Below are 25,143 nucleotides of genomic sequence, written 5' to 3' on the forward strand. Positions count from 1 at the left end.
TATTAGTTACCTTTAAATGAAACCATCGTTAAAAAGGTGCGTAATATAATGATTACATCTGCTTTAATCCAACTACCAAAACTGGTTAGGTTTAAAGCATATGTATGATCCCAATATAGTTTATTCTGCACATCCTCTAAACAAGTATCTGCGCCTTGAGATATTTGTGCTAACCCTGTAATACCGGGTCTAACACCATGCGTACGCTCTAGATAATAAGGGATCTTCTCTTCTAACTTACCACAAAATACAGGGCGTTCAGGTCTTGGGCCGACAATCGCCATATCACCTAATAACACATTAACAAGTTGAGGTAACTCATCGATTCTCGTTTTACGTAAGAATCGGCCAACTGACGTCACCCTCGAATCCTGTTTTTGAGCCCAAACAGGACCTGATTTTGTTTCACATTCAACACCCATAGTTCTGAATTTAATGAGCATAAAGACTTCAACATACTCATTCCGTATTTCACCTACGCGTAATTGTCGATAAAAAACAGGGCCTTTAGAATTCAATTTAATCGCGAGTGCTATGAATGGAACAAAAGGAGCAATAATAAATAATGCCACGATTGATATGATAATATCGGATAGTCGTTTCGGAATCACGACGCTTTTTTTCTGAAAATCGGCAGTCGCTTGATCCGAGTTTATTTTTATCCACGCGCCACGGTCTAAACCAAAAAGATAACGAACGCCACCATAGAAACTTGCCATATACCCTACCGCGATATAATAAAGTGAAGCCCAAGGTTGTCGTACTGGTACAAAATCAAACAATAACCCTAACGCCGAACCACCATACAAACAACATTGACTCAACCATAAAAACCAAGCAGTGTTTGCAATAATAGCGGTTTCACTATTTGTTAAAAAAGATGTGAATACAAATAAAGCCAGTAAATTAAATGGCATTAATGTTCTCAAGAATTTACCACTAAAAAAATTAAACCCCGTTAAGCCATAACGCGATGACAGCAGACTTCGAAGTCTTAACACCTGCTGTACATTACCAGCACCAATACGTGTACGCCGTGAAAAATCATCAGACTCACTTGTAGCCTCCATTTCAATGATCGAAATTCTCTCATCTAATACGGCACGATAACCACGACTCACTAATAGCATAGGGAAAACAAAATCATCATTTATCGTATCAATGGGAATCTCTTCAAATAATGACGCTTTAATCGCATATAATGCACCTGGGGGGCCGATGATAGAGCCTGTAGCACTTTCAGCCTTACGAATATTACGCTGGTAATTCCAATAGTGGGCCTCACCTTTAGAGCCATGTTCATATAACTGATAATCACCAGTGACAACGCCAACGCCTTCTTCAGCCATGCGGTGCGCAAAAATCTGCATCGCATCAATCGAGATTAACGCACTAACATCACTTAACACCAAAATGTCTGATGTCGATTTATTACGCATCAGTAATTTGTTAATGACATGAACTTTACCGTGATTTTGTTCATCAACAGCTAAATCAAGGTCTATACCGTGCTGCATATACTGCGACTTGTATTGCTCTGCAACTTTAACCGAATCATCCGAGCACCCATCAAACCCAACTACAACACGCAGTTTGTCCGCTGGATAATCAAGCATCAGCAAGTTTGTCAGCTTATCACCTAATAATTTAGCTTCGTTATAAACAGGCATAACAATGGTTATATTAGGAAGCTCACTATCCACATCATTCGATACATAATTACGTGATTTAAATGTGTCAGGTTGATTTTCAACAACCCTACGCCGAGCATAGAATTGTAAAAACTTGGGGTAAACCCAATGATGATATACAAATAAGTTAATCGATAATATCGAACAAAACAGAAGCCAGTCCATAGCTACCCCTCAATAAGCTTGTTATAAGCTTTGATCATCGTCTTAATATCAAAGTTTTTAGTGATAAAATCACGTGGATGATATTCACTACAACGTTTCATCTGCGCTTTAATCGCGATATGAAATTCATTAATCGTATGTCGTTTGATTAATCGTCCAGTTTCCTTACATACGCCCTCATGTACCCCGCCAACATCACTACATACCACGGGTACGTTGCAAGATTGTGCTTCTAATATGGATAAAGGCAGTCCCTCATTTGAGGAAGTAAGTACAAATAGATCTAGCTGATGATAAAAACTAACCATATCATCTGTGTAACCTATAAATTTAACTTTAGTAGACAGGTCTAACTCCTGCACTAGATTGAGGAGATTAGCTTTCTCTGGACCGTCACCTGCAATGAATAATTCGACATTCGGTATATTAGCGACAGCTTGAATCAATATATCTAACGATTTTTCAGTGACCAGCCTTGCTGCACAGCCAACCTTGAATACGCGTGCATTATGTTTGTATATTTTATGGCTTAAGCTCGGAGAAAACTTATCGGTATCAATACCATTTAAAATAGTAACAGGCTCTGTGGTACACCCTAGCATTTCAGACAGCTGTAGCCCGACTGTAGAGGCATCTGCAACTAAGGTAATACGATTCAATCTGAGCATTAACTTGGTCATCTGTAGTTGTTTATTATCGAGTAAATGCCATGCGTCATGTTCCGTGTGAATATGTTGTATATTTGTCGATTTGAGTACTGCCATCCCGCCATAAAGCAAAGGGCCAATATGATGCGTATGTATAATATCAACTTCTAACGTTCTTAATATTTTACGCAAACGTCTGACTGTCGCTAATTTAAACCCCGGTTTTTTATCTAGAAAAATAAGCCTATCATGATAACGTTTTAATGCAGGCCAATGCGCTAAACATGTCGCTTCGTCCCCTTCTAATGCAACGATATATACTTTAATATCAGCGTCTTGTAATCGCATGATATCAAGTACTAATTTTTCGATTCCACCCGGCTTTAAATGCTGGATTATTTCAACCATGACTTTCATCTTCGACATCCTTTTCATAACCAATCGAAGGCAATCGCGCGATAATATCAATATCATCAAACACTTTTACCTTTTTTATATGCCATAACGTATCGTCTAACAACTCTACAATCACAGCCAAACCAATACCGCCAGCGATACCAGCGAATATACCAATAACGATATAAATAGAGAGCGCTAAATTAGATGGGTACCCCGGCGTAAAGGGTCTATCAATGACTTTAATTTTTTCAGGCTCTTCATGTCGACCTAACTCCCCTGTCACTTTCGCCATTTCATGTCGATTTAAAAGGTCATGATATAACTTAGTATTCACGGTTAGATCCCGCTGCAGCGCACTCAACTCTTTAGCTACATCCGCTTCCATTGCGACATTGTTTGTTAAACGTTTTGACTGTTGGCGTAACATCGCGATTTCGTTTTCTAATTGAATCACACGCGACTGAGACGATTGAAGATTCTCTAATTGAGACAATAGTAATGAGGGTACTTTACCTTCACTATCATTACTGTCGACAACGGATGCTAGGTTCCACAATTGCTTTAATTGCGCCTCTGTTAACGCTACATTTTTACTCAGTAATTTTTTTTGTTCGTTTTTTAAATTATTTAGCTGTAATTCAACAGACTGTACCTTTGAATGATTACTCGTGTAGCTTGCTTTTAGTAATGATAATTTAGCCTCAGCTGAAACGATTTGTTCCTCAACAACACCTATGACAGGGTTTGTTTGCGCTAATTTAAGTTTTAAACTATTTAACTGCCCATAAGCACCCGATAGTTCGATATCTTTATTTCTGATCTCACTAAATATTGAAAATAATGTTTGGTTGTTTTGAATAAATAATTCGGGTAGCACACCGAGATGTTTACGACGAAAATCCGCCATTTTCTCTTCCGCTGTCTCGAGCTTTTCACGTCTCAACTCTAATTGAGCAAGCAAGAACTTCTCTGATGAGACAATTGACGCTCTACTCGGCGCCATTAAACTCTCAATAAATAATTCACTCACTGAGGTCAGAATAGATTCCATTTGGGTTGGATCATCCCAACTCAAAGATATAACCACCAAATCAGTACCAGATAAAGTTAATGTGATTGCATCTGAAAGTTGCTCAACGATCAAATCTTTTTCTCGATAACTACTGTTACTGTCTATCAACTGATTTTGCTCTGCAACAGTAGAAAGAATATGCCTACTATGTACCAATACCCGTAAAGCAACCATCCGATACTCAAGATTAAAAGATACCGAAAGATCTTCTAAAAATGGGTTCAATAGCGCACTTTCCTGAACCAAAACAGATGTATGCGCATCATAGCGCTTAGGGGTCATTACGCTCACTAACGTCGTAATCAAAACCGTTAATATAATAGAAACACCGAGATAATAACGTCTGCGCCACATGATCTCGATAAATCGATAAATATTACCCCATATTATAGTACCCATACCTACAACCTTGTGCTTTCAAGTAAGCCTGCTGACTTGCTAGTTGTTATATGCGTATCTTGAATAACCTTCTCTTCTATCACTACGGAATCAGCAATTAGCTTAGGGTCATACTTTATTTGAATGATCTCTTGATTCTTACTGAGAGCTTTAATAACAGCTTGTGCGCGTTGATGCCCAATAGATAAGCCTGAATAATCGTTTTCAGCTTTTGCTTTTCCGTAGGTTATTATCGCTCCCGACTGCCAATCGTAAAGATAAAGCAATTTATTACGTTGCTCACGAGAGAGCGCTACTTGTTTATATTCAAAAACAAAATTTAGTTTTCTCGGTTCAATCAATACAGATGTCTCTGGTACTGAGGCTAATGTTATTCCAGCCATTGCCATAGGTATAACCGTCGGCGAGCTTGCACACCCATACAATAAAACTAACGGCATGCACAATAGTTGAATTCGAGTAAGCTTTAAGTGAATAAATCCCTTCATATTATTCTCCCAACACCATTATTAATTTCAATACTGCCTTTCATCGACAGCTTTTTGCTAATAGCGTAGTAATGCTATGACACCGAGCTTCCCAAGTTGAATTCTCCACCATTTTTCGTGATTTATCTTTTAGCTGTGTTAACTCCGTATTCGTTAATGTGAGTGCTGAATTTAATTTTTCGAGCATTTGTTGTTGATTATCTGCAATATAAATACTTTCAGAAAATGCCATCACAGCTGGATATTTAGTGCTAACAACAGGCTGGCCGATGGCAAGATATTCTCTTAATTTCAATGGATTACACGCTCTAATTTGTTCGTTATCAACAAACGGAATTAATGATACTTGCCAATTAGCTGCATATTGAATCAATTCTGCATGCGCCATGTCAGGTAAATGGGTAATATTGTCATATTCAAAAATTGGGCATGTATCGATATCAATCTTCCCAATGAATAAAAAGGTAACATCAGGTCTAGCTTCAGCAAGAAAAGTAATTAGTTCAAAGTCTAACCAACTCGTGATACTACCGTAATAACCAACCACTAAGTCTGAATCAGGATAATCAGCAGGTCGTTCGCATATACTTGAAAAATGCTTTAAGTCGACTCCATGCGGTAAAACATGTGTTTTATCTTTAGGAAACTGACGGGCTATATTCTCACTCGCTGCAAAAATAATATCAGCGCGTTTTACCAACTTAGTTTCTTCAATACTGACTTGTTTGTGATCCACACCCTGTAACGCATTAAAATCATCTCCAGCATAATAAACAACAAGATCCTCTTCTAGCGCGTCAATCACACATCGACCTGTCGGTAACGATAGCCATAAAACGCGTGGATTACTTTTGTTTTCAGGATATTTAGCGAGCAGTGCCCTTGCCTGATAAGTCAGTAACAAGCGATTAATCATATAAGCGATATTACTGCCGGGCCAAGGTACCGCGAGTGGCGCTAGAATTTCTAACGGTTTACAATCTTCAGCCAAGTGCCCATTGTGCTGATTAAAATCGTTTGCTGTCGCATTATTGAACTGCTTAAACTTTTCAATAACACGTTTAGCATCAGTCAATTTTGGACGCCTTAAGCCAATTGAGTTAACCCAATACACCTGGTGTTCGTTTATCATACATTTCATTAAATGCTGAGTGCTACTAGGGTGACGACCCCAATCTTCACCGAATACAATCCATTGCCAGTTTTTCATAATGATTTGATCACCTTAGCTGGCGTACCACCAGCAAGTACACCAGAAGGTAGATCCGTTGTCACAATACTCCCGGCTGCGACAATAGTGCCCTCTCCGATAGTGACTCCAGCCATGACACTGACTCCTGTTGCCAGCCAAACATCTCGCTTGAGGATAATGTCACCAACTTGTGATGCATGGTCAGGTAAACCTGCGGCTCGCTCTTGTGCATCAATAGGGTGCCCTGGATACCCCGCAAGAAAAACACGTCCAGCTAACCTCACATTGTCTTCAATGATAACGCTGCCACCAACTGCAATATTATTTTGCCAATTAATATCAACATTATTACCAATGACAAGACGCGAAGGCTGGCCATTCATACTTCGGCCACTTAATGTCGATATTCCAGATACACGGCAATTATCACCCATCTCAATAGTTAGGTGCCCTAACACTAATGGCATTCCAGAATAGAGATATAAGTTATTTGTTTTTGTTATCAAACGACTTTTAAATAAAGGCGTCCAATATACGATACGTAAGAAACTCGCAAATAGATGTGTAATAAACAAATGAAATTTAAGCATAAAAGCATGGACGAAAGGAATGACCGGAAAAGAAAATTGCATCAGCTTACGAATGCAGTTGTGACATGTTTTGGCTAGTGTACTACTGTCATGTTTTAGCCATAACTTAAATGAACCAAGCATATCCATATAATTACTTTTCCCTGTAATCGATTATCTATGTAACAAGACTAGACTATATAAAAACAATGGGTTAAAAGTGATCCAAAAATAATCCATATTAAAAGCAATTAAATTTCAAAAACATCACCACCGTTATTCGTTAAATCGACTAAGCTAATTATTACTACAAAGGATTTGTAATGGTTACAAAAATAGGGGCGAATATGAAACCAACAGTGAGTGTCATTATTCCAAGCAAAAATTGTCTTTCTTCTCTACCACGAGCAATTGATAGTATTTGGCAACAAAATATCGCTAACATTGAAGTCATCATCGTTGACGATGGATCAACAGATGGCAGCTGGGAGTGGATCTGTCAGCTCTGCCGAAAACACAATAACCTGATTGCATTGAAACTAAATAATGAGGGCACATCAACAGCCCGTAACCATGCAGTGAGAGTTTCAAGTGGCACATACATCGCCTTTCTCGATGCTGATAAATTCTGGTATGAGCATAAGCTACAGCAACAAATTAAATTTATGGAAGAAAATCCACAGGTCGGTATTAGCTTCACGAATTGTGAACTGATGAATGATAAGTGTGAAGTGACTCATGATAGCTTTACGAATAGTGATTATTTCAAGCAGCAAGCTAAAAGGCACAATCAGGATGCCTTTATTGTTCCTAAAGGTGCAGCGGCAATATTCTCGCAAAACATCATAGGTACATCGACAGTACTCGTTAGACGGGATTTATATTTAGCACTTGATGGGTTTGACCATAATATAAAATTAGCATCCGATTGGGACCTATGGCTAAAGATTGCATTACATACCGCAGTTGGTTGCATTAAAAAACCATTGGCGGCTTGCCTGCGTAAAAAAACAATCATGAGTCATCAAGTTAAACAATTGAAAGCGACCGAGCAAGTAATCAAACGTTATGAAAATAAAATAAAAACAATTGATCCCTACGCAGTCCGCTCAGCTCATGCACACTTATCTGAATCTTATGCAGAATACTACAGACAAGTAGCACGTCCAGCTCAAGCGTTAGCATGTGACATCAAAGCATTATGTGAACAGCCCGCATCACGCCGTTTTAAGAATATTTTAACAGACTTAAAACTCAGTATGCATATGAGTGAATATGACAATGGTATGAATATGTGATGTGGAAAATAGATCCTCATAGGCGTCAGCCAATATTGTAAATCACGAACTCTGTGACACCTATGAGCCAGTCATATCGTTAAACTGGATTATCTATATCAATGAAAGTAACATCAAGCCCTTTCTCTTCAGCTAACCATTCACCCAATGCTTTCACACCGTAGCGTTCTGTTGCATGATGACCCGCTGCAAAAAAGCTTATTCCCGCTTCACGCGCTAAATGAATCGTTTGCTCTGACGCTTCACCACTGATAAATGCATCAATGCCTTGCTCAATAGCAAGCTCAATATAACTTTGGCCACCACCAGTACACCAAGCAACAGATTTAATCGGCTTACCAGCATCAACAACAAGTGGCGCACGGTTAAGCTGACTTTCAATACGTGATGTTAGCTCAGTCGTTGTAATTGGCTCTTCAAATTTACCAACCAAAGCAACGCTTGCTTTATCCCAAGGTTCTAACCCTCGGCGAACAGTAATACCCAATAATTTAGCTAATTCAACGTTATTACCGAGTTCAGGATGAACATCTAACGGTAAATGATAAGCATACAAATTAATGTCATTTTTGATTAGCGTTTTAATACGGTTATATTTAATACCCGTTATCGCAGGCGATTCATTTTTCCAGAAATAACCGTGATGAACTAAAATTGCATCTGCTTGTTGTTCGACAGCAGCGTCAATAAGAGCTTGAGACGCCGTTACACCAGTGATCACTTTCGTCACAGTGTCTTTGCCCTGAACCTGTAGCCCGTTGACCGTAAAATCACGCACACGGTGTGGTTGCATAAATTCAGTTAAAATATTTTCAAGTTTTTTATTATTGAGTGAGGCCATGCCCGCTCCTCGTTTTTTGTTGAATTCTAATCTAAGATTATATGTATACGTTAAGTTGAAGCTTGAAGCAAATAACATGCAGTTAGAAAGTAGTTTAGACACCTATAACTATAATTTTAAGAATCCTGTCGTACGAGATCTAGCATGGACGATTGCAAGTCCGCCAATGGTTAACCTAGATCATGCAGATCTTATTTCAACGGAATGGTTAGCGCAGCAATATACAAATTACCTACCTCGTCTCTTTGCTTTAGATAACGATCCAGCGCCCCTACTCAAATTTATACATTCGACCACAAGACTGGGTCTGTATTTCGAGCAACTCTGGTATTTTTTCTTTACTGACAACCCTAACTTTGATGTGCTACTCGCGAATAAACAGGTACGAGACGACCACGTGACCTATGGCGAATTTGATTTCATCGTCAAAGACAATCATACAAAGCAAGTGACACACTATGAAGTAGCAGTAAAGTTTTACCTCAGCTACCCCTGCAAGCAGGCTGAACCACCATTATGGTACGGTGCAAACATAAGAGATCGTTTCGATATAAAATTCAATCATATGTGTAAGCATCAGATAAAATTAGGTAAAGAAGCTGCAGCGAAACCAATCCTCGATGAACATAATATACAGATTGACCATGAAAAAATAATTTTGAAAGGACGTTTATATCAAGCGCATCCCGCACTTAATCTGACAGACGAGATATTACCAAATAGTTGTAATTGGCAATGGATTACACAGCATCATTTTCAAGCACACTGTAGCCACCACGACTGGTATCAACTCGCTAAGCCTGATTACCTTGCAACACGTTCTATGGTCGAACTTGATAAGTATCACAACCAAAAATCAGACGAAAAAAAACCACTGCAGCTACTTCGATATGAAAATCAAAAAGAAGCTGAGCGGTTGATATTAGTGCCTGATGAATGGCTAGAAAAATTAAACTTAACCGTTCAAAATAGACTATAGATTACGCTAGTGTGATTGGTTCGAAATCAACAATCGGGTTCACATCTGCATCATAGTCAACGCCTTCAATGCCAAAACCAAACAAGGCTAAGAACTCATCTTTATAGAATTGGTAATCAGTCGTTTCAAATAAGTTGTCGTCTGTTACTTCATCCCATAGCTTCACACACGTCGCTTGAACATCATCACGCAGTTCCCAATCATCCATACGCAGACGATTTTTGTCATCAAGCTTAACGCTGCTAACACCTTGCGGGTACAGTGAATCGCGGAATAAACGTGAAATTTGCTCTAAGCAACCTTCATGTAAACCATGTTCTTTCATTACGCGGAATGCCATTGCAATGTATAGTGGCATAACAGGAATTGCAGCACTTGCTTGAGTCACAACACTCTTAAGCACAGCTACATTCGCACTGCCACCTGTCACTTTCAGGTCTGCATCAATTGCATGTGCAGCACGATCAAGATCTTGCTTCGCTTTACCTAATGCGCCATCCCAATAGATCGGCCATGTAATTTCAGTACCGATGTAGCTATAAGCAACTGTTTTACAACCTTCAGCTAATACGCCAGCATCAGATAATGCAGACATCCATAGTTCCCAATCTTCACCGCCCATTACAGTCACGGTATCTTGGATCTCTTGTTCTGTAGCAGGTTCTACACTTGCTTCAAATAATGTGTTTTTATTGGTATCAACCGCTTTCGCTGTATACGTTTCACCAATAGGTTTTAAACAAGAACGAACTACTTCGCCTGTGCTTGGTAATTTACGCACTGGAGACGCCAGTGAATAAACAACAAGATCAATTTGGCCAAGGTCTTCTTTAATTAAGTTAATCGCTGTATTTTTTGCTTGATCAGAAAATGCATCGCCATTAATGCTCTTTGCATATAGGCCTTCTTCTGCAGCATACTTTTCAAATGCTGCACTATTATACCAACCTGCCGTACCCGGCTTTCTTTCTGTTGCTGGTTTTTCGAAAAATACACCAATTGTTGCAGCGCCACCACCGAATGCAGCGGTAATACGAGACGAAAGACCGTAACCACTTGATGAGCCAACAACAAGAACACGTTTTGGTGCATTTTCAATAACGCCTTGTTCTTTATTATACAGTATCTGTTCTTTAACATTTAAATCACAACCAACAGGATGAGTGGTTGTACAGATGAAACCGCGAGTTTTTGGTTTAATAATCATATTATCTTCACAATGTTGAGACACAGTAGATAGGATAAAAGTTTCTGTAAAATTAAGCACCTACTTTTTAACGTTTTTCATCTGGTTGGAGTTCTAACGACAAAAACAAGATGCTACTTAATCAAAGTAAAAGGATAAATTTGCATTATTATACTTTTACACTACTATGCACCTCTAATAATGTTGGCTTGAACGCTTCGATTTATCATCATACCTAAGCAAGGTAGGTGATAAATCAGTGAAACAGAGCAATAAGAAGAGAAGAATAATATGCAAAAAATTAATAACGCGAATACTTACCTGTTCGATCTTGATGACACACTTTATTGCCCTAAACTTGGGATTTTAAAACAAGTTGAATCGAGAATGCATAAATTCATTTCGGATGCATTATCATTACCCCTACCCGCAGCAACTGTATTGTCGAATCACTATTACAAACAATATGGCGGTACAGTGAAAGGCTTAGTAAAACACCACCGTATTAATCGCGATGATTTTATTCATTACTGCCACGACATTAATATGGATAGCCTTAAAACACAGCCAAATTTAGGACATAGAATTGACCAATTGTCTGGCCGTAAAATAATTTATACAAACTCACCGAAACATTATGCGACTAAAATTCTGACTGAATTAGCCTTAATCGATAGTTTTGATGATATTTTCTCATTAGAAGATGCAAATTATGAGCTAAAACCACACAATTCAAGCTATGAACAACTTTGTAAAACCCATGCAATTAATAGCCATGAAACGGTATTCTTTGATGACCAATTACGTAACCTTAAACCCGCTAAAGCCCTTGGTATGACTACGGTCTGGCTATCAGGTTCAGAGCAAGTTGTCACAAATATTGACTATAAACCCGATTACGAAGCTAATAATTTAACTCAGTTTTTCAACTTGTTACAAGCAAGCTAAATATTTATTGCCGCTTTTAATCGCAAAAGGCGTTGTAAGTGGCTATAATCCGCCCTCAGTAACGGCAGGCTTTCTCTTTGTTGTATTATATTCCCGCCGTGAAAATAGCCTTCGCAATTAACTTTGCGCACTAAAAATTAATACCCAAGAGTACTTTATGCAAACTGCCAAAGATCTTTTTTCATACCCAAAATTTCAGAATCGGGTAACAAAACCCGCCCCATTTTTGCCAATGACACGCGCAGAAATGAACAAACTCGGCTGGGATAGCTGCGATGTTATCGTTGTAACAGGCGATGCGTATGTTGATCACCCAAGTTTTGGTATGGCTATTATTGGCAGAACCTTAGAAGCACAAGGTTTTCGCGTAGGTATCATTTCTCAGCCAGACTGGGAAAGTGTCGACCCGTTTAAAGAATTAGGCCGACCAAATTTATTCTTCGGTGTAACATCGGGCAACATGGACTCGATGATCAACCGTTATACATCGGATCTAAAATTACGCCATGATGATGCGTATACGCCTGGTGATATTGGTGGCAAACGTCCCGACCGTGCAGTATTAGTGTATACCCAGCGTTGTAAGCAAGCATTTAAAGATGTGCCAGTTGTAATTGGTGGCATTGAAGCCAGCCTGCGCCGTATTGCTCACTATGATTACTGGTCAGATAAAGTACGTGGTTCAGTATTACCTGATTCAAAAGCAGATATGCTTATCTACGGTAATGCCGAACGACCACTTATCCAAGTTGCGCACCGCCTTGCTAATGGCGAGTCAATTAAAGACATCCAAGATGTTCGTGGTACAGGCGTTATGCTTAAAGAGCCATTACCAACTTGGAAAGGTATTGATTCTCGTACACTTGATACCCCAGGAAAAATCGAACCAATTATCAGTCCTTATACTGAAATTGATGAGACTTGCTCTAAACAAGATAAAGAACAAGTGATCGATAATTCAGATGCTGATGTTGCAAAACCTATCGTAATGCAAGCACCTAAACAAATGCCTTGGCACGAAACTTATATTCGCCTGCCAGACATGGAAACGGTGAAAAAAGATAAAATGTTATACGCACATACATCTCGCGTATTTCATCAAGAAACAAACCCAGTATCATCACGCGCATTAATCCAAAAACACGGTGCACGTGAAGTATGGCTGAACCCACCAGCAACACCACTTGCAGAAGGTGAAATGGATGGCGTATTCGACTTAGCATATGCACGTATTCCACACCCGAGTTATGGCGATCAGAAGATCCCTGCATACGATATGATCAAAACATCGATTAATATTATGCGTGGTTGTTTTGGTGGTTGTTCTTTCTGTTCAATTACAGAGCATGAAGGACGTGTAATTCAAAGTCGTTCTGAAGATTCTATCGTAAAAGAGATGGAAGCAATTCGCGATAAAGTACCTGGATTTACTGGTGTAATTTCCGATCTTGGTGGCCCAACGGCTAACATGTACAAGCTCGGTTGTATGAGTGCAAAAGCAGAAGCGACATGTCGCCGCCTGTCTTGTATCTTCCCTACAATTTGTACGCATATGGATACCGACCATACGCCAACTATTGATCTATACCGTCGCGCACGTAAAGTACCGGGCATCAAGAAGATCTTAATTGCATCAGGTGTGCGTTATGATTTAGCAATTGAAGATCCACGCTACGTTAAAGAATTAGTAGAGCATCATGTTGGTGGTTACTTGAAGATTGCTCCTGAGCATACAGAAAAGTCTCCACTTGATATCATGATGAAACCGGGTATGGGTACTTACGATCGCTTTAAAGAAATGTTCGATCGCTATTCTGCTGAAGCAGGTAAAAAACAGTACTTGATCCCATACTTTATCTCTGCGCATCCTGGTACGAATGATAAAGACATGCTGACATTAGCGTTATGGTTGAAACAGTACAAGTTCAAGCTTGATCAAGTTCAAAACTTCTACCCTTCACCGCTTGCTAATGCGACAGCTGTATATCACACAGAACTGAATTCACTACATAAAGTTCGTGAAACAGATGAAAAAGTAGTTGTGCCAAAAGGCGCTCGTCAACGTCGCTTACATAAAGCTTTACTGCGTTACCACGATCCAGCTAACTGGCCACTAATTCGCGAATACCTAGTTAAAACAGGTAATCGTCATTTAATTGGCCGTGGTCCTAAACACCTAGTACCACCAGAAAGCTTAGCGGAAAAACAAGCACAACGCAGTAATGCGAAACCGCAGCTGGGTAAAGGTGGCGCTAACAGCAAAAACAGACCAAACAGCAGTAATAAGGGCGCGAAACTGCAACGTGCAGAACCGGGTACAAAACAATTTACCAAAGCGTTAACCAAACATACCGGTCTTGCACCACAAGAAGGTGTTGGTATTAACGAAAAAGGTAATAAAGCGGGTAATAAACCTAACCGTAAAAAACCTGCTGTAGGCGGAAGCGCAGCGGGTAGTAAAAACGGTAATCAAAATGCAAACGGCAGCGTCAAGAATGGTGGATTTAAAAAACCAGCAGGAAGTCGACCTGGCGGCGCAAACAAGTCAGCAAATAAAGGTGGTCAAGGCCAGCAAGCGAAACGTAGTAATAAACGCTAAACCTTAGCTTTCCACACTAAATTAAAGGGTAAAATGGTCATTCATTTTACCCTTTTTAGCATCTATCCATTTATTTTAATTCCTTATCACGTACCTCTTTAAACTAATTAGCAACTATAATTAAAACTCCAAAACACCCTTGATAAATGTATTGGTTACATTTAGCCGTTACGGGAGGTTGATTATGCTCATGCAAAAAATCACCCATTATTTAGATCAAGCTTATATTACCTACCAAAGTGATCATCATCCACCCGGCTATACTGCACAACATGTAGCTGAATTAAGTAAAACCAGTGGTATGTGTTTCGCTAAAACCGTCATCATTACTGCTGATACAAGACTTGTTATGATTGTAATGCCAGCGCCTTACACCATTGATTTTGATAATATTGCTTATTCAATTGGAGCTCGTTACGTTAATTTAGCTTACGAACATCAGTTCAGTGGACTATTTCCAGATTGTGAGGTTGGCGCAATGCCGCCATTTGGTCACTTATTTAACATCCCTGTGTATATTTCAGAAGCATTAGTGCAGCAAAAAGAGATCAGTTTTAACGCTGGAGATCATTGCGAAACAATCAGAATGAAAGCAGAGGATTTGATCAGCTTAGTACAACCAACAATTATTAGCTGTGGCTTTCATAAGGCCGGAAGTGGTTATCACCATGAACATGTTAGGCAAGGTAAATTAAGGCATTAACGACAGACTAAGCATGTCTATTCACTAGTAGAGGAACTTTAAATCATGAGGATTAGCAGTCAATTATTAACAAGTTCAGAAAGTACATTAGCTAAAATAAAAGGTCAGTCTGATTGGCAACAAGAGATTAATGCGCTTGAATTAAACTCTGACGAACAAGCAGTGATAAATATCATCACGGCCAACATAGTACTCACTATTCAGTGTGGCGGGATAACCATGATTGGCGAGCTATACAAAAATATTAATATCTATGCGCAAGATGCAGCACAGTATATTGATATTAACGTAGATGATGTCATTCACAAAGTAATGCGTAATCTATGACTGTTCGATATTAGACTGTGTATAACGAATGATAAACAAGCCATGTATTTCAACGCGAACATGAAAATACATGGCTACTATATTGATACTAACCTATAAAATAAATAATATATTATTTTGCTTTTGGTCTGAACGGCTTAATGACAGATTCATCACATACTAAGAAAGGACCATCCATTAAGTCAATGCAATAAGGGATTGCAGGGAATACGGCATCTAAACATTCACGAATTGATTTAGGTTTACCCGGTAAGTTCACGATTAATGAGTCAGCACGTAAGCCCGCAGTTTGACGAGAAAGGATCGCTGTTGGTACAAATTTAAGTGATTCTGTACGCATTAACTCACCAAAGCCCGGCATCATACGATCACATACCGCTTCAGTGGCTTCAGGTGTTACATCACGCTTAGCTGGACCAGTTCCGCCCGTTGTTACGATCAAACTACAATTCTGTTCATCCGCCATTTTGATCAGCGTAGCTTCAATTACATCTTGCTCATCAGGAATAACTTCATAAACAGGTTCCCACTCAGAAGTCAGGTACTCGTTTAATACAGCGATAATAGCCTTACCAGAAAGATCTTCATAAATGCCAGCACTGGCTCTATCACTTACTGTCACAATACCGATTTTAGCTTTAGTCATTGTTTATTCCATATAGCTCATTTATTTAATGGCCTAATTTTAACGGAAGCAATCGGGAGTGTAAAATCAAGAGGTTGATCTACCTCAAACTATTTATCCTGAGTTTATTAAATGCTGATTTAGATCATCAATAGTAGTGTTAACCATCGTAAAACAACCTCTTTGTGGGTACATTCAACCAGTAATGGAAACATTAGTTTAAACGTTAAAATAATGTTAATTGTGTATTAGGATACAGTAAAGAGGTTTCAATGTTAGAGTTATTCATTGGTTTGATTGTGACGGTTGCAGTCGGCTATTTCATCGTCAAAGAGTATAAAGCAGCGGGTGTATTGCTTACCGCTGGTATTACGCTACTAATCATCACCGGATTGCTTGGTAAACAAATTCTACCATCAAGTATAGAAAGTACAGGTAATATACTTACAGACTCATTAGAGTTTGTTAAATACATGCTGAAATATCGCGGTGGCGGTCTTGGTATGCAAATTATGTTGTTATGTGGTTTTGCTGCTTACATGACTAAAATTGATGCCAACAACGTCGTTGTTAAACAATTCTCAAGACCACTGTCATTTATAAAATCCCCTTATACCCTACTTGTCGCTGCTTATATCGTTGCTTGCTTGATGTCGCTTGCAGTAAGCTCTGCAACAGGTCTTGGTGTGTTATTAATGGCGACCTTATTCCCAATGATGACCGCAATGGGTATCTCTCGCCCTGCTGCTGTTGCAGTTTGTGCTTCTCCTGCTGCTATTATCTTATCTCCAACATCTGGTGATGTTGTCGTTGCAGCCGAAAAATCAGGATTACCTTTGCATGTATTTGCTGTAGAGACTGTATTACCTGTATCAATTTGCGCAATCCTCGTTATGGCTGCCGCTGCATTTTTCTGGAATCGTCATTTAGACAAAAAAGAAAACACGCCGATGGTAAAAACAGATATCTCAGAGATCGTTGTAACGGCACCGGGATATTATGCAGTCCTACCGTTCCTACCAATTATCGGTGTATTTCTATTTAACGGCTCTACAATTAAGGGCTTGTCACTTGATATCTACACTATCGTTGTCTTCTCTATCTTCATTAGTGCGATTGTCGACTTTATAACTAAACGCTTAAATGGACGCGCAACCTTAGAAGATTTAGAATCTTGCTACGAAGGCATGGGCGATGCATTTAAAGGCGTGGTAATGCTATTAGTCGCTGCAGGTGTATTTGCACAAGGCTTAATGTCTCTTGGTGCGATTGATAATTTGATTGGCCTAGCCGAAGCTGCTGGCGCAGGCGGGTTTGCATTAATGTTGATTCTAACAGGTCTAACCGTGGCCGCAGCAATCGCAACAGGTTCAGGTAATGCCCCATTCTATGCATTTGTTGAACTAGCCCCTGCTCTTGCTGGTAAAATGGGTCTAAACCCTGCGTTCTTAATCATCCCGATGTTACAAGCATCAAATCTTGGTCGAACTGTATCACCCGTTGCTGGTGTTATTGTGGCAACAAGTGGCATGGGTAAAATAAGTCCATTTGAAGTCGTTAAACGTACTTCAGTACCTGTGTTAGCAGGTTTGATTACTGTTATCGGCGGTACTATGGTTCTTGTACCTATGTATGCTTAGTAGCAATATTTGGATGTAATAAGCATATTCAATTGCTGATATAAATTAACCGTTAAGGCTAGGACAATGTTCCTAGCCTTTTTTGTGACTATTTATGTTTAATCGTTAATGGCTTGTCTTTAATACCAGCATAAAAAACAACGATTTCGGCAGGTACATCACCATTATTTACACCGTAATGCCATTTATTAACCACTTCAACAAGGGTATCACCCGCTTTCATTTCTAATGTTTTATTGTCTTCTGTAATAACCGTCAGTTCACCACTGACTAAATAGCCTGCATTAATAACCGGATGTTCATGCAAAGGTAATTTAACACCCGGTGCAATATCAATTTTTAATATGGTGATCTCAGGTTTACCTGCTGGGTAACTTGGTAGCTCAGATCCATCCCAACTTACTGTCGACTTAGCCAATACATCCACGGTGACTGGTTTTGAGTCGTTAGCAGATACATTACCTGCTGCAAGTAATGCAAAACATAAACCACTAATTAAACCTTTCATAAATTCCCTATCCTTATTATTTACAGTGGCGTTACTCCCCACCTTTCATGGTTAATACCTTATACCAAATATTATTGAAGATTAATGACTATTACACGCTCTTACAAACTGCGAGCAGCTGATACAAACAAATGTGATCTTAAATTAGTTTTTTAGATTTGTTAGAATGAATGACTTAATTTCGTTATCGTGTATATAGGATAAACAAACGTGAATTACCAAGCTGCTATTTTTGATATGGACGGACTACTTCTTGATACTGAACGCGTATGTAAAGGTGTATTCGAAGAAGCATGTGCTTCATTATCGATTCCTTTTTTAGAAGATATTTATTTAGACATTATCGGTCGCAATGCCCAAGGTATTGAACAAGTTATTCGCGCAGGATACGGAAGTGACCTCGATTATCCAGTGCTGCATGAAGCATGGCGTATTCGTTACAACGCAGTCGTAAAACATCAAGCAATACCGGTGAAAGAAGGCGTTGTCGAGTTATTAACGTGGTTAAAAGATCATAATATTCCAACTGCTGTTGCAACATCGACACAGCAAGATGTCGCCAAAATCAAACTAGACCTTGCTGGTTTAAGTCACTTTTTTGATAATTTGACCACTGGCTGCGAAGTTAAAAATGGTAAACCCGATCCAGAAATTTACCTGCTTGCTGCCAACCGATTAAACATTAATCCTCAACAGTGCTTAGCGTTCGAAGATTCTAATAACGGTGTACTCTCTGCTGTCAGCGCAAAAATGCAAACATTTCAAATCCCAGATCTTGTACAACCAAGTACTGAAATTTTAACATTAGGTCATACAGTCAGCGACTCTTTGTCGCATGTTTTAGCCGAGTTAAAACAACGAAAGTACGCCGCATAATATAATTATCCAGATAATTATAGATCGCCTCTAATAACGCTTATATCGAAAATAAACTAAAATTATAGATATGCGATTATTTAGAGGTGAATATCATGTCTGTATTTAATGAAACTATGCGCCAGAAAGGCCAAGCAGAAGAAGATACGTTTTTTGCTAAATTAGATCTTGAACTCATCGCTGCATTACACAAAAAACAAGATAAAGCACAACAACGCGCATTAGACGAAATGCTCCCAGAAGACACGTATTATCGATAACCATGAGTATCAATGTTCTTATATTTCAGTACGTAACAACAGTGATAACTCAATAACAGTTATTATGGCAAACGCAAATACTGACGCTAAATATTACCGAATCAACATCCAAACATGATGAAAGACATCAGTAAGTACACTGTAGAAGCATCACTTACTGATACGGTATTAAGTGTCAACGCGATTAATAAATATGCCGATAACTTAGGGGATGTAGTGACCGAAATTCGTGTCGAAGATGGCCTGCATGATTTAGTGTTATCACGTGACAATATTCGAACACGTGTGTACAACGAGTTATTTTGCTGGCTAGATGGATACATGAAATAAAAGTAGCGAGGGTTAGCCTCATTCGACAAGCCCTACTATTAAGTCTCATGAGCCTTGTGAATAAACAGTTCAACAAGTGCGTTCAGCGCACCACTATCGACCAGTGTGGCACTACCACAAACAAAAATAACCATCCCTGCGACAAAATATTTAGCAAGTTGATGCAAACCATCATCTAAAATATCTTCCGGAGATGTATTCTCAAATTGCATGTTAGATTGTTGTGTCTGTACACTTGTCGATATTCTTTTTTGTTGTAAATAGCGATGTAAATTAAACCGAGCTATTACTGCAAATAAAAATCCAGACAGCATAATTGTACCCAACATCCACTCGAATTCAGCCATGACTCTTCCTTAAGTATCAATAACAACAAACCATAATATATATTAAATAACAATATCATTGAGTTATAGCATCATTGAATTAAAAAAGTATGAAGTGAGGACTAATAATTTACTAATCAATACTTTGTAATAAAAAAAAGGACTGAAATGATCAATCATTCCAGTCCTATTGTTTAATTTGGTTTTTATAACTACTCAGTTATGTGAACAAAGTCATTGAACAACATATTTACAATGCAGTCTCTAAAATTTTACGGCTTACTTCCAAGGTGATATTTTGACGTTCGCCCAGCGCCTTCATGCCATGTTTATCTAGCTTCTCAATCAGGTAATCGATATCAGATGCTTTAATACCTGCTTCAGTCAGCGTTACAGGCACTTCCATTGCGGTAAAGAAAGCTTCTGTTTTAGCAATCGCTTGATTGATTTTTTCATCTTCATCTGTAACCGTAATATTCCACACACGTTCTGCATATTGTAATAATTTACTGCGCTTATCTTCACGCAATACTTTCATTACTGCTGGTAATACAATAGATAAACTACGTGCGTGATCTACGCCATGCGCAGCTGTTAGCTCATGCCCTATCATATGTGTCGCCCAATCGTGAGGAACACCCGCACCAATAAGACCATTTAAAGCCATTGTTGCAGACCACATGATGTTGCCGCGAATATCGAGATCATCTTTCGTTTCTGGTTTTAATGCTTTCGGTCCTTCTTCGATTAGCGTTAATAACAAGCCTTCTGAAAAACGATCTTGAACTTTCGCATTAATATCATAAGTCATGTACTGTTCCATGATATGAACAAATGCGTCAACAACACCATTACTGATTTGACGATCTGATAGGCTCAAGCTTACAGCAGGATCTAACACAGCAAATGTCGGACGTACTAATGGACTACCAAATGATAGCTTGCTGCCATCACGAGTGATAACTGCCCCACCATTTGATTCCGAACCTGTTGCAGGTAATGTTAAAACTGCACCCATTGGTATCGCTTTTGTAATCGGTGCATATTTGCTTAAGATATCCCAAGGATCATCACCTTCAAACACTGCTGCAGCGGCAATAAATTTGGTTCCATCAACAACAGAACCACCACCAACAGCAAGAATATAATCAACATCATGCTCTGTAATCACATCAAGAGCTTTAATTAATGTGTCATATGTTGGGTTAGGTTCAATACCTGAAAATTCTACCCAATTGTGCTCCGATAATGCAGCAACAACTTGATCGTATACACCGTTTGACTTAATTGAACCGCCACCATAAGTAACGAGTACTTTAGCGTCTAGTGGGATCTCTTTGCTTATCGCTTTAATCTGGTCGTTACCAAAATGAATACGTGTAGGGTTTTGAAAAGTAAAATTCAACATGTGTGTTTCCTAATATTAAGCGTGTGCAATTAGTTTTTCAGCGACGAGAGCTGAAGACGCGGGATTCTGACCTGTAATGATTAAACCATCCTGAATAGCAAACGGAGTCCAATCAGCCACTTTCTGATAATCTCCACCGCGCTTTACAAGTTCGTCTTCTAATAAAAAAGGGACAATATCAGTTAATTGTACAGCATCTTCTTCTGTATTTGAAAATCCAGTTACTGCTTTACCCTTAATTAAATACTCTCCATCAGCAGTTTTAACGTTTAGTAACGCAGCACTAGCATGGCAGACTGCTGACACAGGTTTATTATTGGCAATAAACGCAGCGAGTAGATCAATTGATGTCACGTTATCCGTTAAGTCCCAAAGTGGGCCGTGACCACCAGGATAAAAGACCGCATCAAAATCAGATTCTTTAACATCAGCAAGTTTAAGCGTCGTTGCAAGTGCTTTTTGAGCGACTTGATCGGCATCAAAACGACGGGTTGCATCTGTTTGCATGCTTTCATCTGCACTTTTAGGATCAATCGGTGGTTGTCCACCAGCAGGTGATGCGAGAGTAACGCTCATGCCAGCATCAAGAAATACATAATAAGGTGCGGCAAGTTCTTCAACCCAAAAGCCCGTTTTTTCGCCTGTATTTCCTAACTCTGAATGTGATGTTAATACCACTAAAATGTGCTTACTCATAATAATCCCTCTAGTTTTAAATTTTCGTCATCAATTTATATTACTGCTGTTATTTAGACTCGTATTTGTTAACAGCGAATGGAAACAGTCTATACCTGAACCTAAAATCTAACAATGCAGAGTAAATCGATTACACTGTTCAATTTTTTGATACAATAAAAGACATCATTACTATTAACGCACGACTGATCACGGACTATATTGATGAATATTTCTTTTGAACAATTGAAAAGCATGGTTGTTTACGCCCAGATTGTCGAACAAGGCACACTCACAGCGGCCGCAAAACATCTGAGCTTGTCACGAGCAGTTGTTAGCTACCACCTCAAAAAGCTTGAAACACAGCTAGGACTTAAGCTACTAAATCGAACTACACGTAGTTTTACACTGACGGAAGCAGGCCAACAGTACTATCAACACTGCCAAGAAATCGCGCATCAAGCAGAAGCAGCAAATCAACAAATTGAAAATTTAAAGCACGAACCAGAAGGACTATTAAAGATAACATGTCCGGTCAATGTTGGATTACAGATAATAGTTCCGGCATTAAACGTGTTCAAGATCCAATTTCCTAAGATTGAATTGGACATAATGCTTACCGATGATATCGTTAACATCATGCAGGAAGGAATTGATTTAGCAATTCGAGGAGCACCACTGACTGATTCTGGCTTACAAGCTCGAAAATTAATATCGATGGAAACCTGTTTATGCGCATCACCTGATTACTTAAACAAGCACGGTCGGCCTAATACGCCAACGGAACTTGTCGACCATAATTGGGTGCTTTATAAATTAAGCTCGAGTACGTTGACACTCACGAAAGGGACACGAGCCTATAGTGTAAAACCAAAAGGGAACATTAGTACGAATAATGCAGCAGCAAGAACAGCATTTGTAGAAGGGGGGCATGGCATTGCTCGTATACCCCTTTATGATGCAGCACCAAAAATAGCAGCACACAAACTTGAACAACTGTTGTCTGATTATGAATTGTCGAACATTGATCTTTATGGTGTTTTTCCTCCAGGAAGCGCGGGTTCGAAAAAACATAGGGTGTTATTGGGTTTCTTAAGGGAACATTTCAATCATTTAGCTAAATTTGTGTGACCAAGATCGAACTATTACTTTTTGGGCATTAATTGTAAGGTCGAAACCTCTCTAATTTAGAGTTTGAGGCTAGACTTAAATTAGTTTAAACAAGTGGAGATAGACCAATGCAAGCAGTATCATTTATAAATGAGAAATCACTGTTATTAACAGATAGCGTAAATAACTTTCTCATGCATAAAATTAGTTACGATGAATTAAGTAACTTGGTATGGGATGTTTTACAGAGTTGGCAATCTCTGGATGTCATTGACGAAAAAGTCTCTGGACAAAAGGAACAAATATTTTGGTTCCTTATTTTTGAATTACACTATTGGGAAGAAGAGAGATTACAGACGAATATTGAGTTACGTAAAAATTTATATGCCTGTGCATTATATTTAGAGCGCGAACAAGACCTACCTGAACATTGCGTTGGTTTACGTCCAAATCGATTAGTTTCAGAAGAAAATATAACAGACATGGAGCAAGATATCGTTACATCGCGTTAGCCCCTAAAATGCCATAGGCGGCTAATACGTATGCAGCATAATCAAATTAAAGTTCCAGAATTATAAAAAAACCCTTAGCGTTATATCACTAAGGGTTTTTTACTATTCCGTTATACCTTTACTATTATCCCAATCCTAACTAATAGTAACTATTCAACTTCTTCCGCTGATTGGATACGTGCTAAGCGCTCAAGTTCTTCCTCTCGGGCTGCATTAATCTCATCTAAAATGCCTTCGACATTTGCAGACTCAGTACTTTCAACAAACTCACCAGTCAATTCAACTTCAGCAGTCAATTCACCGACTTCATATAATGCCCACATTTCTTTCGCGTAGCTTGTTTCAAGTAATGCTGGTGCATATTGACCATAATACAGTCTCATATTTTCAACATCACGTTCAAGCATCCACTTCGCGTTGTTATTTGCTGATGCATCGACCGCTTGTGGCAAATCAATAATCACAGGACCATGTTCATCAACAAGTACATTAAACTCTGATAAGTCACCATGAATAAGGCCAGCGCAAAGCATTAATCGTGTATAGTGAATTACTTTTGCGTGATCAATCAGCGCTTGTTCTTCAGTAAATGAGACATCAGCGAGACGTGGAGCGGCAAAGCCGTCAACATCTGTAACGAGTTCCATAAGCAACACGCCATCAAAACAACCATAAGGTTCAGGTACGCGAACACCTGCACTGTCTAAACGATATAATGCGTCAACTTCGGCATTTTGCCATACTTTTTCTTGTTCATTACGGCCAAAGTTAGAACCTTTTTCCATCGCTCGGGCACGACGACTATTACGTACTTTACGCCCTTCACGGTATTGCACAGCTTGCTTAAAGCTACGCTTATCCACTTCTTTATAAACTTTGGCGCAACGGATCTCTTGACCACAACGCACAACATACACCGTTGCTTCTTTACCACTCATCAACTGACGTAAAACTTCGTCAACAAGTCCATCATCAACAAGAGGTTGTATTCTTTGAGGCACTTTCACTAGTTGTTATCCCCTAGTTAACCGTTACATGAAGCTACAATAATAACATTAAGTGAATTTGATTTAAAAGAGTCCTGTCTAATTTATGAGCAACAGTCCTGCTCTTTAATCGTTTACGCGCTCAAATTTACCTTCATAGACAGTACCGCTCGTTGCACCAACTCCATTCTCAGTGTTAGCTCGATTTAATTTTTGCTTTAAATTCTTTAACAAAAACGGTTTGGCAATTAATCCGATAACCAATAAGGTTGTCGTAAGCACAAAACCAAGTCCTGTAATAAAAATAAAACTGATAAAGCCAATTAAGAGTGCGAGAAAATTAGTTAATGAATTTTTCATGTGGAGTCCTATTTATTCGTTGTT

At 39.0% G+C, this 25,143-nt stretch carries 27 protein-coding genes; 12 read left to right on the forward strand and 15 right to left on the reverse strand.

Going from position 1 to position 25,143, the window contains the following annotated elements:
* Positions 1-2 precede the first annotated feature (2 nt).
* The 6 genes from HWV00_RS10540 to HWV00_RS21485 are packed head-to-tail and all read right to left on the reverse strand — an operon-like array spanning position 3 to position 6,772.
* Entirely contained in the window at positions 3-1,856 is a 1,854-nt protein-coding gene (locus HWV00_RS10540; RefSeq protein ID WP_211680984.1) for a sugar transferase, read from the reverse strand.
* 2 nt (positions 1,857-1,858) lie between these two features.
* On the reverse strand, positions 1,859-2,920 hold the full coding sequence (locus HWV00_RS10545; RefSeq protein ID WP_211680986.1) for a glycosyltransferase: 1,062 nt from the start codon (positions 2,918-2,920) through the stop codon (positions 1,859-1,861).
* On the reverse strand, positions 2,904-4,373 hold the full coding sequence (locus HWV00_RS10550; protein ID WP_211680988.1) for a GNVR domain-containing protein: 1,470 nt from the start codon (positions 4,371-4,373) through the stop codon (positions 2,904-2,906). The genes HWV00_RS10545 and HWV00_RS10550 overlap by 17 nt, the downstream gene beginning before the upstream one ends.
* A 2-nt stretch (positions 4,374-4,375) precedes the next feature.
* On the reverse strand, positions 4,376-4,861 hold the full coding sequence (locus tag HWV00_RS10555; protein ID WP_211680990.1) for a hypothetical protein: 486 nt from the start codon (positions 4,859-4,861) through the stop codon (positions 4,376-4,378).
* A 40-nt stretch (positions 4,862-4,901) separates the two neighbouring features.
* Entirely contained in the window at positions 4,902-6,071 is a 1,170-nt protein-coding gene (locus tag HWV00_RS10560; protein WP_211680992.1) for a glycosyltransferase, read from the reverse strand.
* Positions 6,068-6,772, reverse strand: coding sequence for an acyltransferase (locus HWV00_RS21485; RefSeq protein WP_255554486.1), 705 nt, complete (start codon positions 6,770-6,772; stop codon positions 6,068-6,070). Before HWV00_RS21485 ends, HWV00_RS10560 begins: the two co-directional genes overlap by 4 nt.
* Before the next feature lie 173 nt (positions 6,773-6,945).
* On the opposite strand from HWV00_RS21485, the gene HWV00_RS10570 reads away from it, so the two are divergent.
* The gene (locus tag HWV00_RS10570) at positions 6,946-7,920 is read left to right on the forward strand and encodes a glycosyltransferase family 2 protein (RefSeq protein WP_255554487.1); all 975 of its coding nucleotides are present in this window, start codon (positions 6,946-6,948) and stop codon (positions 7,918-7,920) included.
* Between the two features lie 79 nt (positions 7,921-7,999).
* Here the strand turns inward: HWV00_RS10570 and HWV00_RS10575 are convergent, their stop codons facing one another.
* Positions 8,000-8,761, reverse strand: coding sequence for a Nif3-like dinuclear metal center hexameric protein (locus tag HWV00_RS10575; protein WP_211680994.1), 762 nt, complete (start codon positions 8,759-8,761; stop codon positions 8,000-8,002).
* Positions 8,762-8,837: 76 nt separating this feature from the next.
* On the opposite strand from HWV00_RS10575, the gene HWV00_RS10580 reads away from it, so the two are divergent.
* The gene (locus tag HWV00_RS10580; RefSeq protein WP_211680996.1) at positions 8,838-9,740 is read left to right on the forward strand and encodes a DUF1853 family protein; all 903 of its coding nucleotides are present in this window, start codon (positions 8,838-8,840) and stop codon (positions 9,738-9,740) included.
* Position 9,741: 1 nt separating this feature from the next.
* On the opposite strand, the gene fabV is transcribed toward HWV00_RS10580, so the two are convergent.
* Positions 9,742-10,947: an enoyl-ACP reductase FabV gene (gene fabV / locus HWV00_RS10585; RefSeq protein WP_211680997.1), complete on the reverse strand. Its 1,206-nt coding sequence runs from the start codon at positions 10,945-10,947 to the stop codon at positions 9,742-9,744.
* Positions 10,948-11,217: 270 nt separating this feature from the next.
* Between fabV and HWV00_RS10590 the strand changes: the two genes are divergently transcribed.
* The 4 genes from HWV00_RS10590 (at position 11,218) to HWV00_RS10605 (ending at position 15,503) form a co-directional block, all read left to right on the forward strand.
* On the forward strand, positions 11,218-11,874 hold the full coding sequence (locus HWV00_RS10590; protein ID WP_211680999.1) for a pyrimidine 5'-nucleotidase: 657 nt from the start codon (positions 11,218-11,220) through the stop codon (positions 11,872-11,874).
* Between the two features lie 157 nt (positions 11,875-12,031).
* Positions 12,032-14,473: a YgiQ family radical SAM protein gene (locus HWV00_RS10595; protein WP_211681001.1), complete on the forward strand. Its 2,442-nt coding sequence runs from the start codon at positions 12,032-12,034 to the stop codon at positions 14,471-14,473.
* A gap of 184 nt (positions 14,474-14,657) precedes the next feature.
* Positions 14,658-15,176 (forward strand): aminoacyl-tRNA deacylase, encoded by a 519-nt coding sequence (locus tag HWV00_RS10600; RefSeq protein WP_255554488.1) that lies wholly within the window; start codon positions 14,658-14,660, stop codon positions 15,174-15,176.
* Positions 15,177-15,221: 45 nt separating this feature from the next.
* A complete protein-coding gene (locus HWV00_RS10605) occupies positions 15,222-15,503 on the forward strand; it encodes a hypothetical protein (protein WP_211681003.1) in 282 nt (93 codons plus the stop codon).
* A gap of 112 nt (positions 15,504-15,615) precedes the next feature.
* On the opposite strand, the gene mog is transcribed toward HWV00_RS10605, so the two are convergent.
* Positions 15,616-16,149, reverse strand: a complete 534-nt coding sequence (gene mog, locus HWV00_RS10610) for a molybdopterin adenylyltransferase (protein ID WP_211681005.1) — start codon at positions 16,147-16,149, stop codon at positions 15,616-15,618.
* A gap of 251 nt (positions 16,150-16,400) precedes the next feature.
* Between mog and dcuC the strand changes: the two genes are divergently transcribed.
* Positions 16,401-17,768, forward strand: coding sequence for an anaerobic C4-dicarboxylate transporter DcuC (gene dcuC / locus HWV00_RS10615; RefSeq protein ID WP_211681007.1), 1,368 nt, complete (start codon positions 16,401-16,403; stop codon positions 17,766-17,768).
* 88 nt (positions 17,769-17,856) lie between these two features.
* On the opposite strand, the gene HWV00_RS10620 is transcribed toward dcuC, so the two are convergent.
* Positions 17,857-18,276: a cupin domain-containing protein gene (locus tag HWV00_RS10620; protein ID WP_211681009.1), complete on the reverse strand. Its 420-nt coding sequence runs from the start codon at positions 18,274-18,276 to the stop codon at positions 17,857-17,859.
* 210 nt (positions 18,277-18,486) lie between these two features.
* Between HWV00_RS10620 and HWV00_RS10625 the strand changes: the two genes are divergently transcribed.
* The 3 genes from HWV00_RS10625 to HWV00_RS10635 all read left to right on the forward strand — a co-directional run bounded on the left by HWV00_RS10625 (position 18,487) and on the right by HWV00_RS10635 (position 19,742).
* A complete protein-coding gene (locus HWV00_RS10625; protein ID WP_211681011.1) occupies positions 18,487-19,152 on the forward strand; it encodes an HAD family phosphatase in 666 nt (221 codons plus the stop codon).
* Between the two features lie 95 nt (positions 19,153-19,247).
* A complete protein-coding gene (locus HWV00_RS10630) occupies positions 19,248-19,412 on the forward strand; it encodes a hypothetical protein (RefSeq protein WP_211681013.1) in 165 nt (54 codons plus the stop codon).
* Between the two features lie 114 nt (positions 19,413-19,526).
* Positions 19,527-19,742 (forward strand): hypothetical protein, encoded by a 216-nt coding sequence (locus HWV00_RS10635; protein WP_211681015.1) that lies wholly within the window; start codon positions 19,527-19,529, stop codon positions 19,740-19,742.
* 38 nt (positions 19,743-19,780) lie between these two features.
* Here the strand turns inward: HWV00_RS10635 and HWV00_RS10640 are convergent, their stop codons facing one another.
* The 3 genes from HWV00_RS10640 to HWV00_RS10650 form a co-directional block, all read right to left on the reverse strand.
* Positions 19,781-20,089, reverse strand: coding sequence for a hypothetical protein (locus HWV00_RS10640; protein WP_211681017.1), 309 nt, complete (start codon positions 20,087-20,089; stop codon positions 19,781-19,783).
* A 229-nt stretch (positions 20,090-20,318) separates the two neighbouring features.
* Entirely contained in the window at positions 20,319-21,476 is a 1,158-nt protein-coding gene (locus HWV00_RS10645; protein WP_211681019.1) for an iron-containing alcohol dehydrogenase, read from the reverse strand.
* Between the two features lie 15 nt (positions 21,477-21,491).
* Complete coding sequence (locus HWV00_RS10650; RefSeq protein WP_211681020.1) at positions 21,492-22,172, reverse strand: type 1 glutamine amidotransferase domain-containing protein; 681 nt, start codon at positions 22,170-22,172, stop codon at positions 21,492-21,494.
* 204 nt (positions 22,173-22,376) lie between these two features.
* Between HWV00_RS10650 and HWV00_RS10655 the strand changes: the two genes are divergently transcribed.
* Both HWV00_RS10655 and HWV00_RS10660 read left to right on the forward strand, forming a co-directional pair.
* Positions 22,377-23,282, forward strand: a complete 906-nt coding sequence (locus HWV00_RS10655) for a LysR family transcriptional regulator (RefSeq protein WP_211686508.1) — start codon at positions 22,377-22,379, stop codon at positions 23,280-23,282.
* A gap of 107 nt (positions 23,283-23,389) precedes the next feature.
* Positions 23,390-23,773: a hypothetical protein gene (locus tag HWV00_RS10660; RefSeq protein WP_211681022.1), complete on the forward strand. Its 384-nt coding sequence runs from the start codon at positions 23,390-23,392 to the stop codon at positions 23,771-23,773.
* A 149-nt stretch (positions 23,774-23,922) separates the two neighbouring features.
* Here HWV00_RS10660 and HWV00_RS10665 read toward each other — a convergent pair whose 3' ends face one another.
* Both HWV00_RS10665 and HWV00_RS10670 read right to left on the reverse strand, forming a co-directional pair.
* Complete coding sequence (locus HWV00_RS10665) at positions 23,923-24,780, reverse strand: PA4780 family RIO1-like protein kinase (protein ID WP_211681024.1); 858 nt, start codon at positions 24,778-24,780, stop codon at positions 23,923-23,925.
* 105 nt (positions 24,781-24,885) lie between these two features.
* Positions 24,886-25,119: a hypothetical protein gene (locus tag HWV00_RS10670; RefSeq protein ID WP_211681026.1), complete on the reverse strand. Its 234-nt coding sequence runs from the start codon at positions 25,117-25,119 to the stop codon at positions 24,886-24,888.
* Positions 25,120-25,143 lie beyond the last annotated feature (24 nt).

The sequence above is a fragment of the Moritella sp. 24 genome (assembly GCF_018219155.1).
Taxonomy (GTDB): domain Bacteria; phylum Pseudomonadota; class Gammaproteobacteria; order Enterobacterales; family Moritellaceae; genus Moritella.

Excerpts from the sequence above, each read along its gene's own strand:
- HWV00_RS10540 (WP_211680984.1), bottom strand. The coding sequence starts at position 1,856 with ATGGACTGGCTTCTGTTTTGTTCGATATTATCGATTAACTTATTTGTA.
- HWV00_RS10545 (WP_211680986.1), bottom strand. The coding sequence starts at position 2,920 with ATGAAAGTCATGGTTGAAATAATCCAGCATTTAAAGCCGGGTGGAATC.
- HWV00_RS10550 (WP_211680988.1), bottom strand. The coding sequence starts at position 4,373 with ATGGGTACTATAATATGGGGTAATATTTATCGATTTATCGAGATCATG.
- HWV00_RS10555 (WP_211680990.1), bottom strand. The coding sequence starts at position 4,861 with ATGAAGGGATTTATTCACTTAAAGCTTACTCGAATTCAACTATTGTGC.
- HWV00_RS10560 (WP_211680992.1), bottom strand. The coding sequence starts at position 6,071 with ATGAAAAACTGGCAATGGATTGTATTCGGTGAAGATTGGGGTCGTCAC.
- HWV00_RS21485 (WP_255554486.1), bottom strand. The coding sequence starts at position 6,772 with ATGGATATGCTTGGTTCATTTAAGTTATGGCTAAAACATGACAGTAGT.
- HWV00_RS10570 (WP_255554487.1), top strand. The coding sequence starts at position 6,946 with ATGGTTACAAAAATAGGGGCGAATATGAAACCAACAGTGAGTGTCATT.
- HWV00_RS10575 (WP_211680994.1), bottom strand. The coding sequence starts at position 8,761 with ATGGCCTCACTCAATAATAAAAAACTTGAAAATATTTTAACTGAATTT.
- HWV00_RS10580 (WP_211680996.1), top strand. The coding sequence starts at position 8,838 with ATGCAGTTAGAAAGTAGTTTAGACACCTATAACTATAATTTTAAGAAT.
- fabV (WP_211680997.1), bottom strand. The coding sequence starts at position 10,947 with ATGATTATTAAACCAAAAACTCGCGGTTTCATCTGTACAACCACTCAT.
- HWV00_RS10590 (WP_211680999.1), top strand. The coding sequence starts at position 11,218 with ATGCAAAAAATTAATAACGCGAATACTTACCTGTTCGATCTTGATGAC.
- HWV00_RS10595 (WP_211681001.1), top strand. The coding sequence starts at position 12,032 with ATGCAAACTGCCAAAGATCTTTTTTCATACCCAAAATTTCAGAATCGG.
- HWV00_RS10600 (WP_255554488.1), top strand. The coding sequence starts at position 14,658 with ATGCTCATGCAAAAAATCACCCATTATTTAGATCAAGCTTATATTACC.
- HWV00_RS10605 (WP_211681003.1), top strand. The coding sequence starts at position 15,222 with ATGAGGATTAGCAGTCAATTATTAACAAGTTCAGAAAGTACATTAGCT.
- mog (WP_211681005.1), bottom strand. The coding sequence starts at position 16,149 with ATGACTAAAGCTAAAATCGGTATTGTGACAGTAAGTGATAGAGCCAGT.
- dcuC (WP_211681007.1), top strand. The coding sequence starts at position 16,401 with ATGTTAGAGTTATTCATTGGTTTGATTGTGACGGTTGCAGTCGGCTAT.
- HWV00_RS10620 (WP_211681009.1), bottom strand. The coding sequence starts at position 18,276 with ATGAAAGGTTTAATTAGTGGTTTATGTTTTGCATTACTTGCAGCAGGT.
- HWV00_RS10630 (WP_211681013.1), top strand. The coding sequence starts at position 19,248 with ATGTCTGTATTTAATGAAACTATGCGCCAGAAAGGCCAAGCAGAAGAA.
- HWV00_RS10635 (WP_211681015.1), top strand. The coding sequence starts at position 19,527 with ATGATGAAAGACATCAGTAAGTACACTGTAGAAGCATCACTTACTGAT.
- HWV00_RS10640 (WP_211681017.1), bottom strand. The coding sequence starts at position 20,089 with ATGGCTGAATTCGAGTGGATGTTGGGTACAATTATGCTGTCTGGATTT.
- HWV00_RS10645 (WP_211681019.1), bottom strand. The coding sequence starts at position 21,476 with ATGTTGAATTTTACTTTTCAAAACCCTACACGTATTCATTTTGGTAAC.
- HWV00_RS10650 (WP_211681020.1), bottom strand. The coding sequence starts at position 22,172 with ATGAGTAAGCACATTTTAGTGGTATTAACATCACATTCAGAGTTAGGA.
- HWV00_RS10655 (WP_211686508.1), top strand. The coding sequence starts at position 22,377 with ATGAATATTTCTTTTGAACAATTGAAAAGCATGGTTGTTTACGCCCAG.
- HWV00_RS10660 (WP_211681022.1), top strand. The coding sequence starts at position 23,390 with ATGCAAGCAGTATCATTTATAAATGAGAAATCACTGTTATTAACAGAT.
- HWV00_RS10670 (WP_211681026.1), bottom strand. The coding sequence starts at position 25,119 with ATGAAAAATTCATTAACTAATTTTCTCGCACTCTTAATTGGCTTTATC.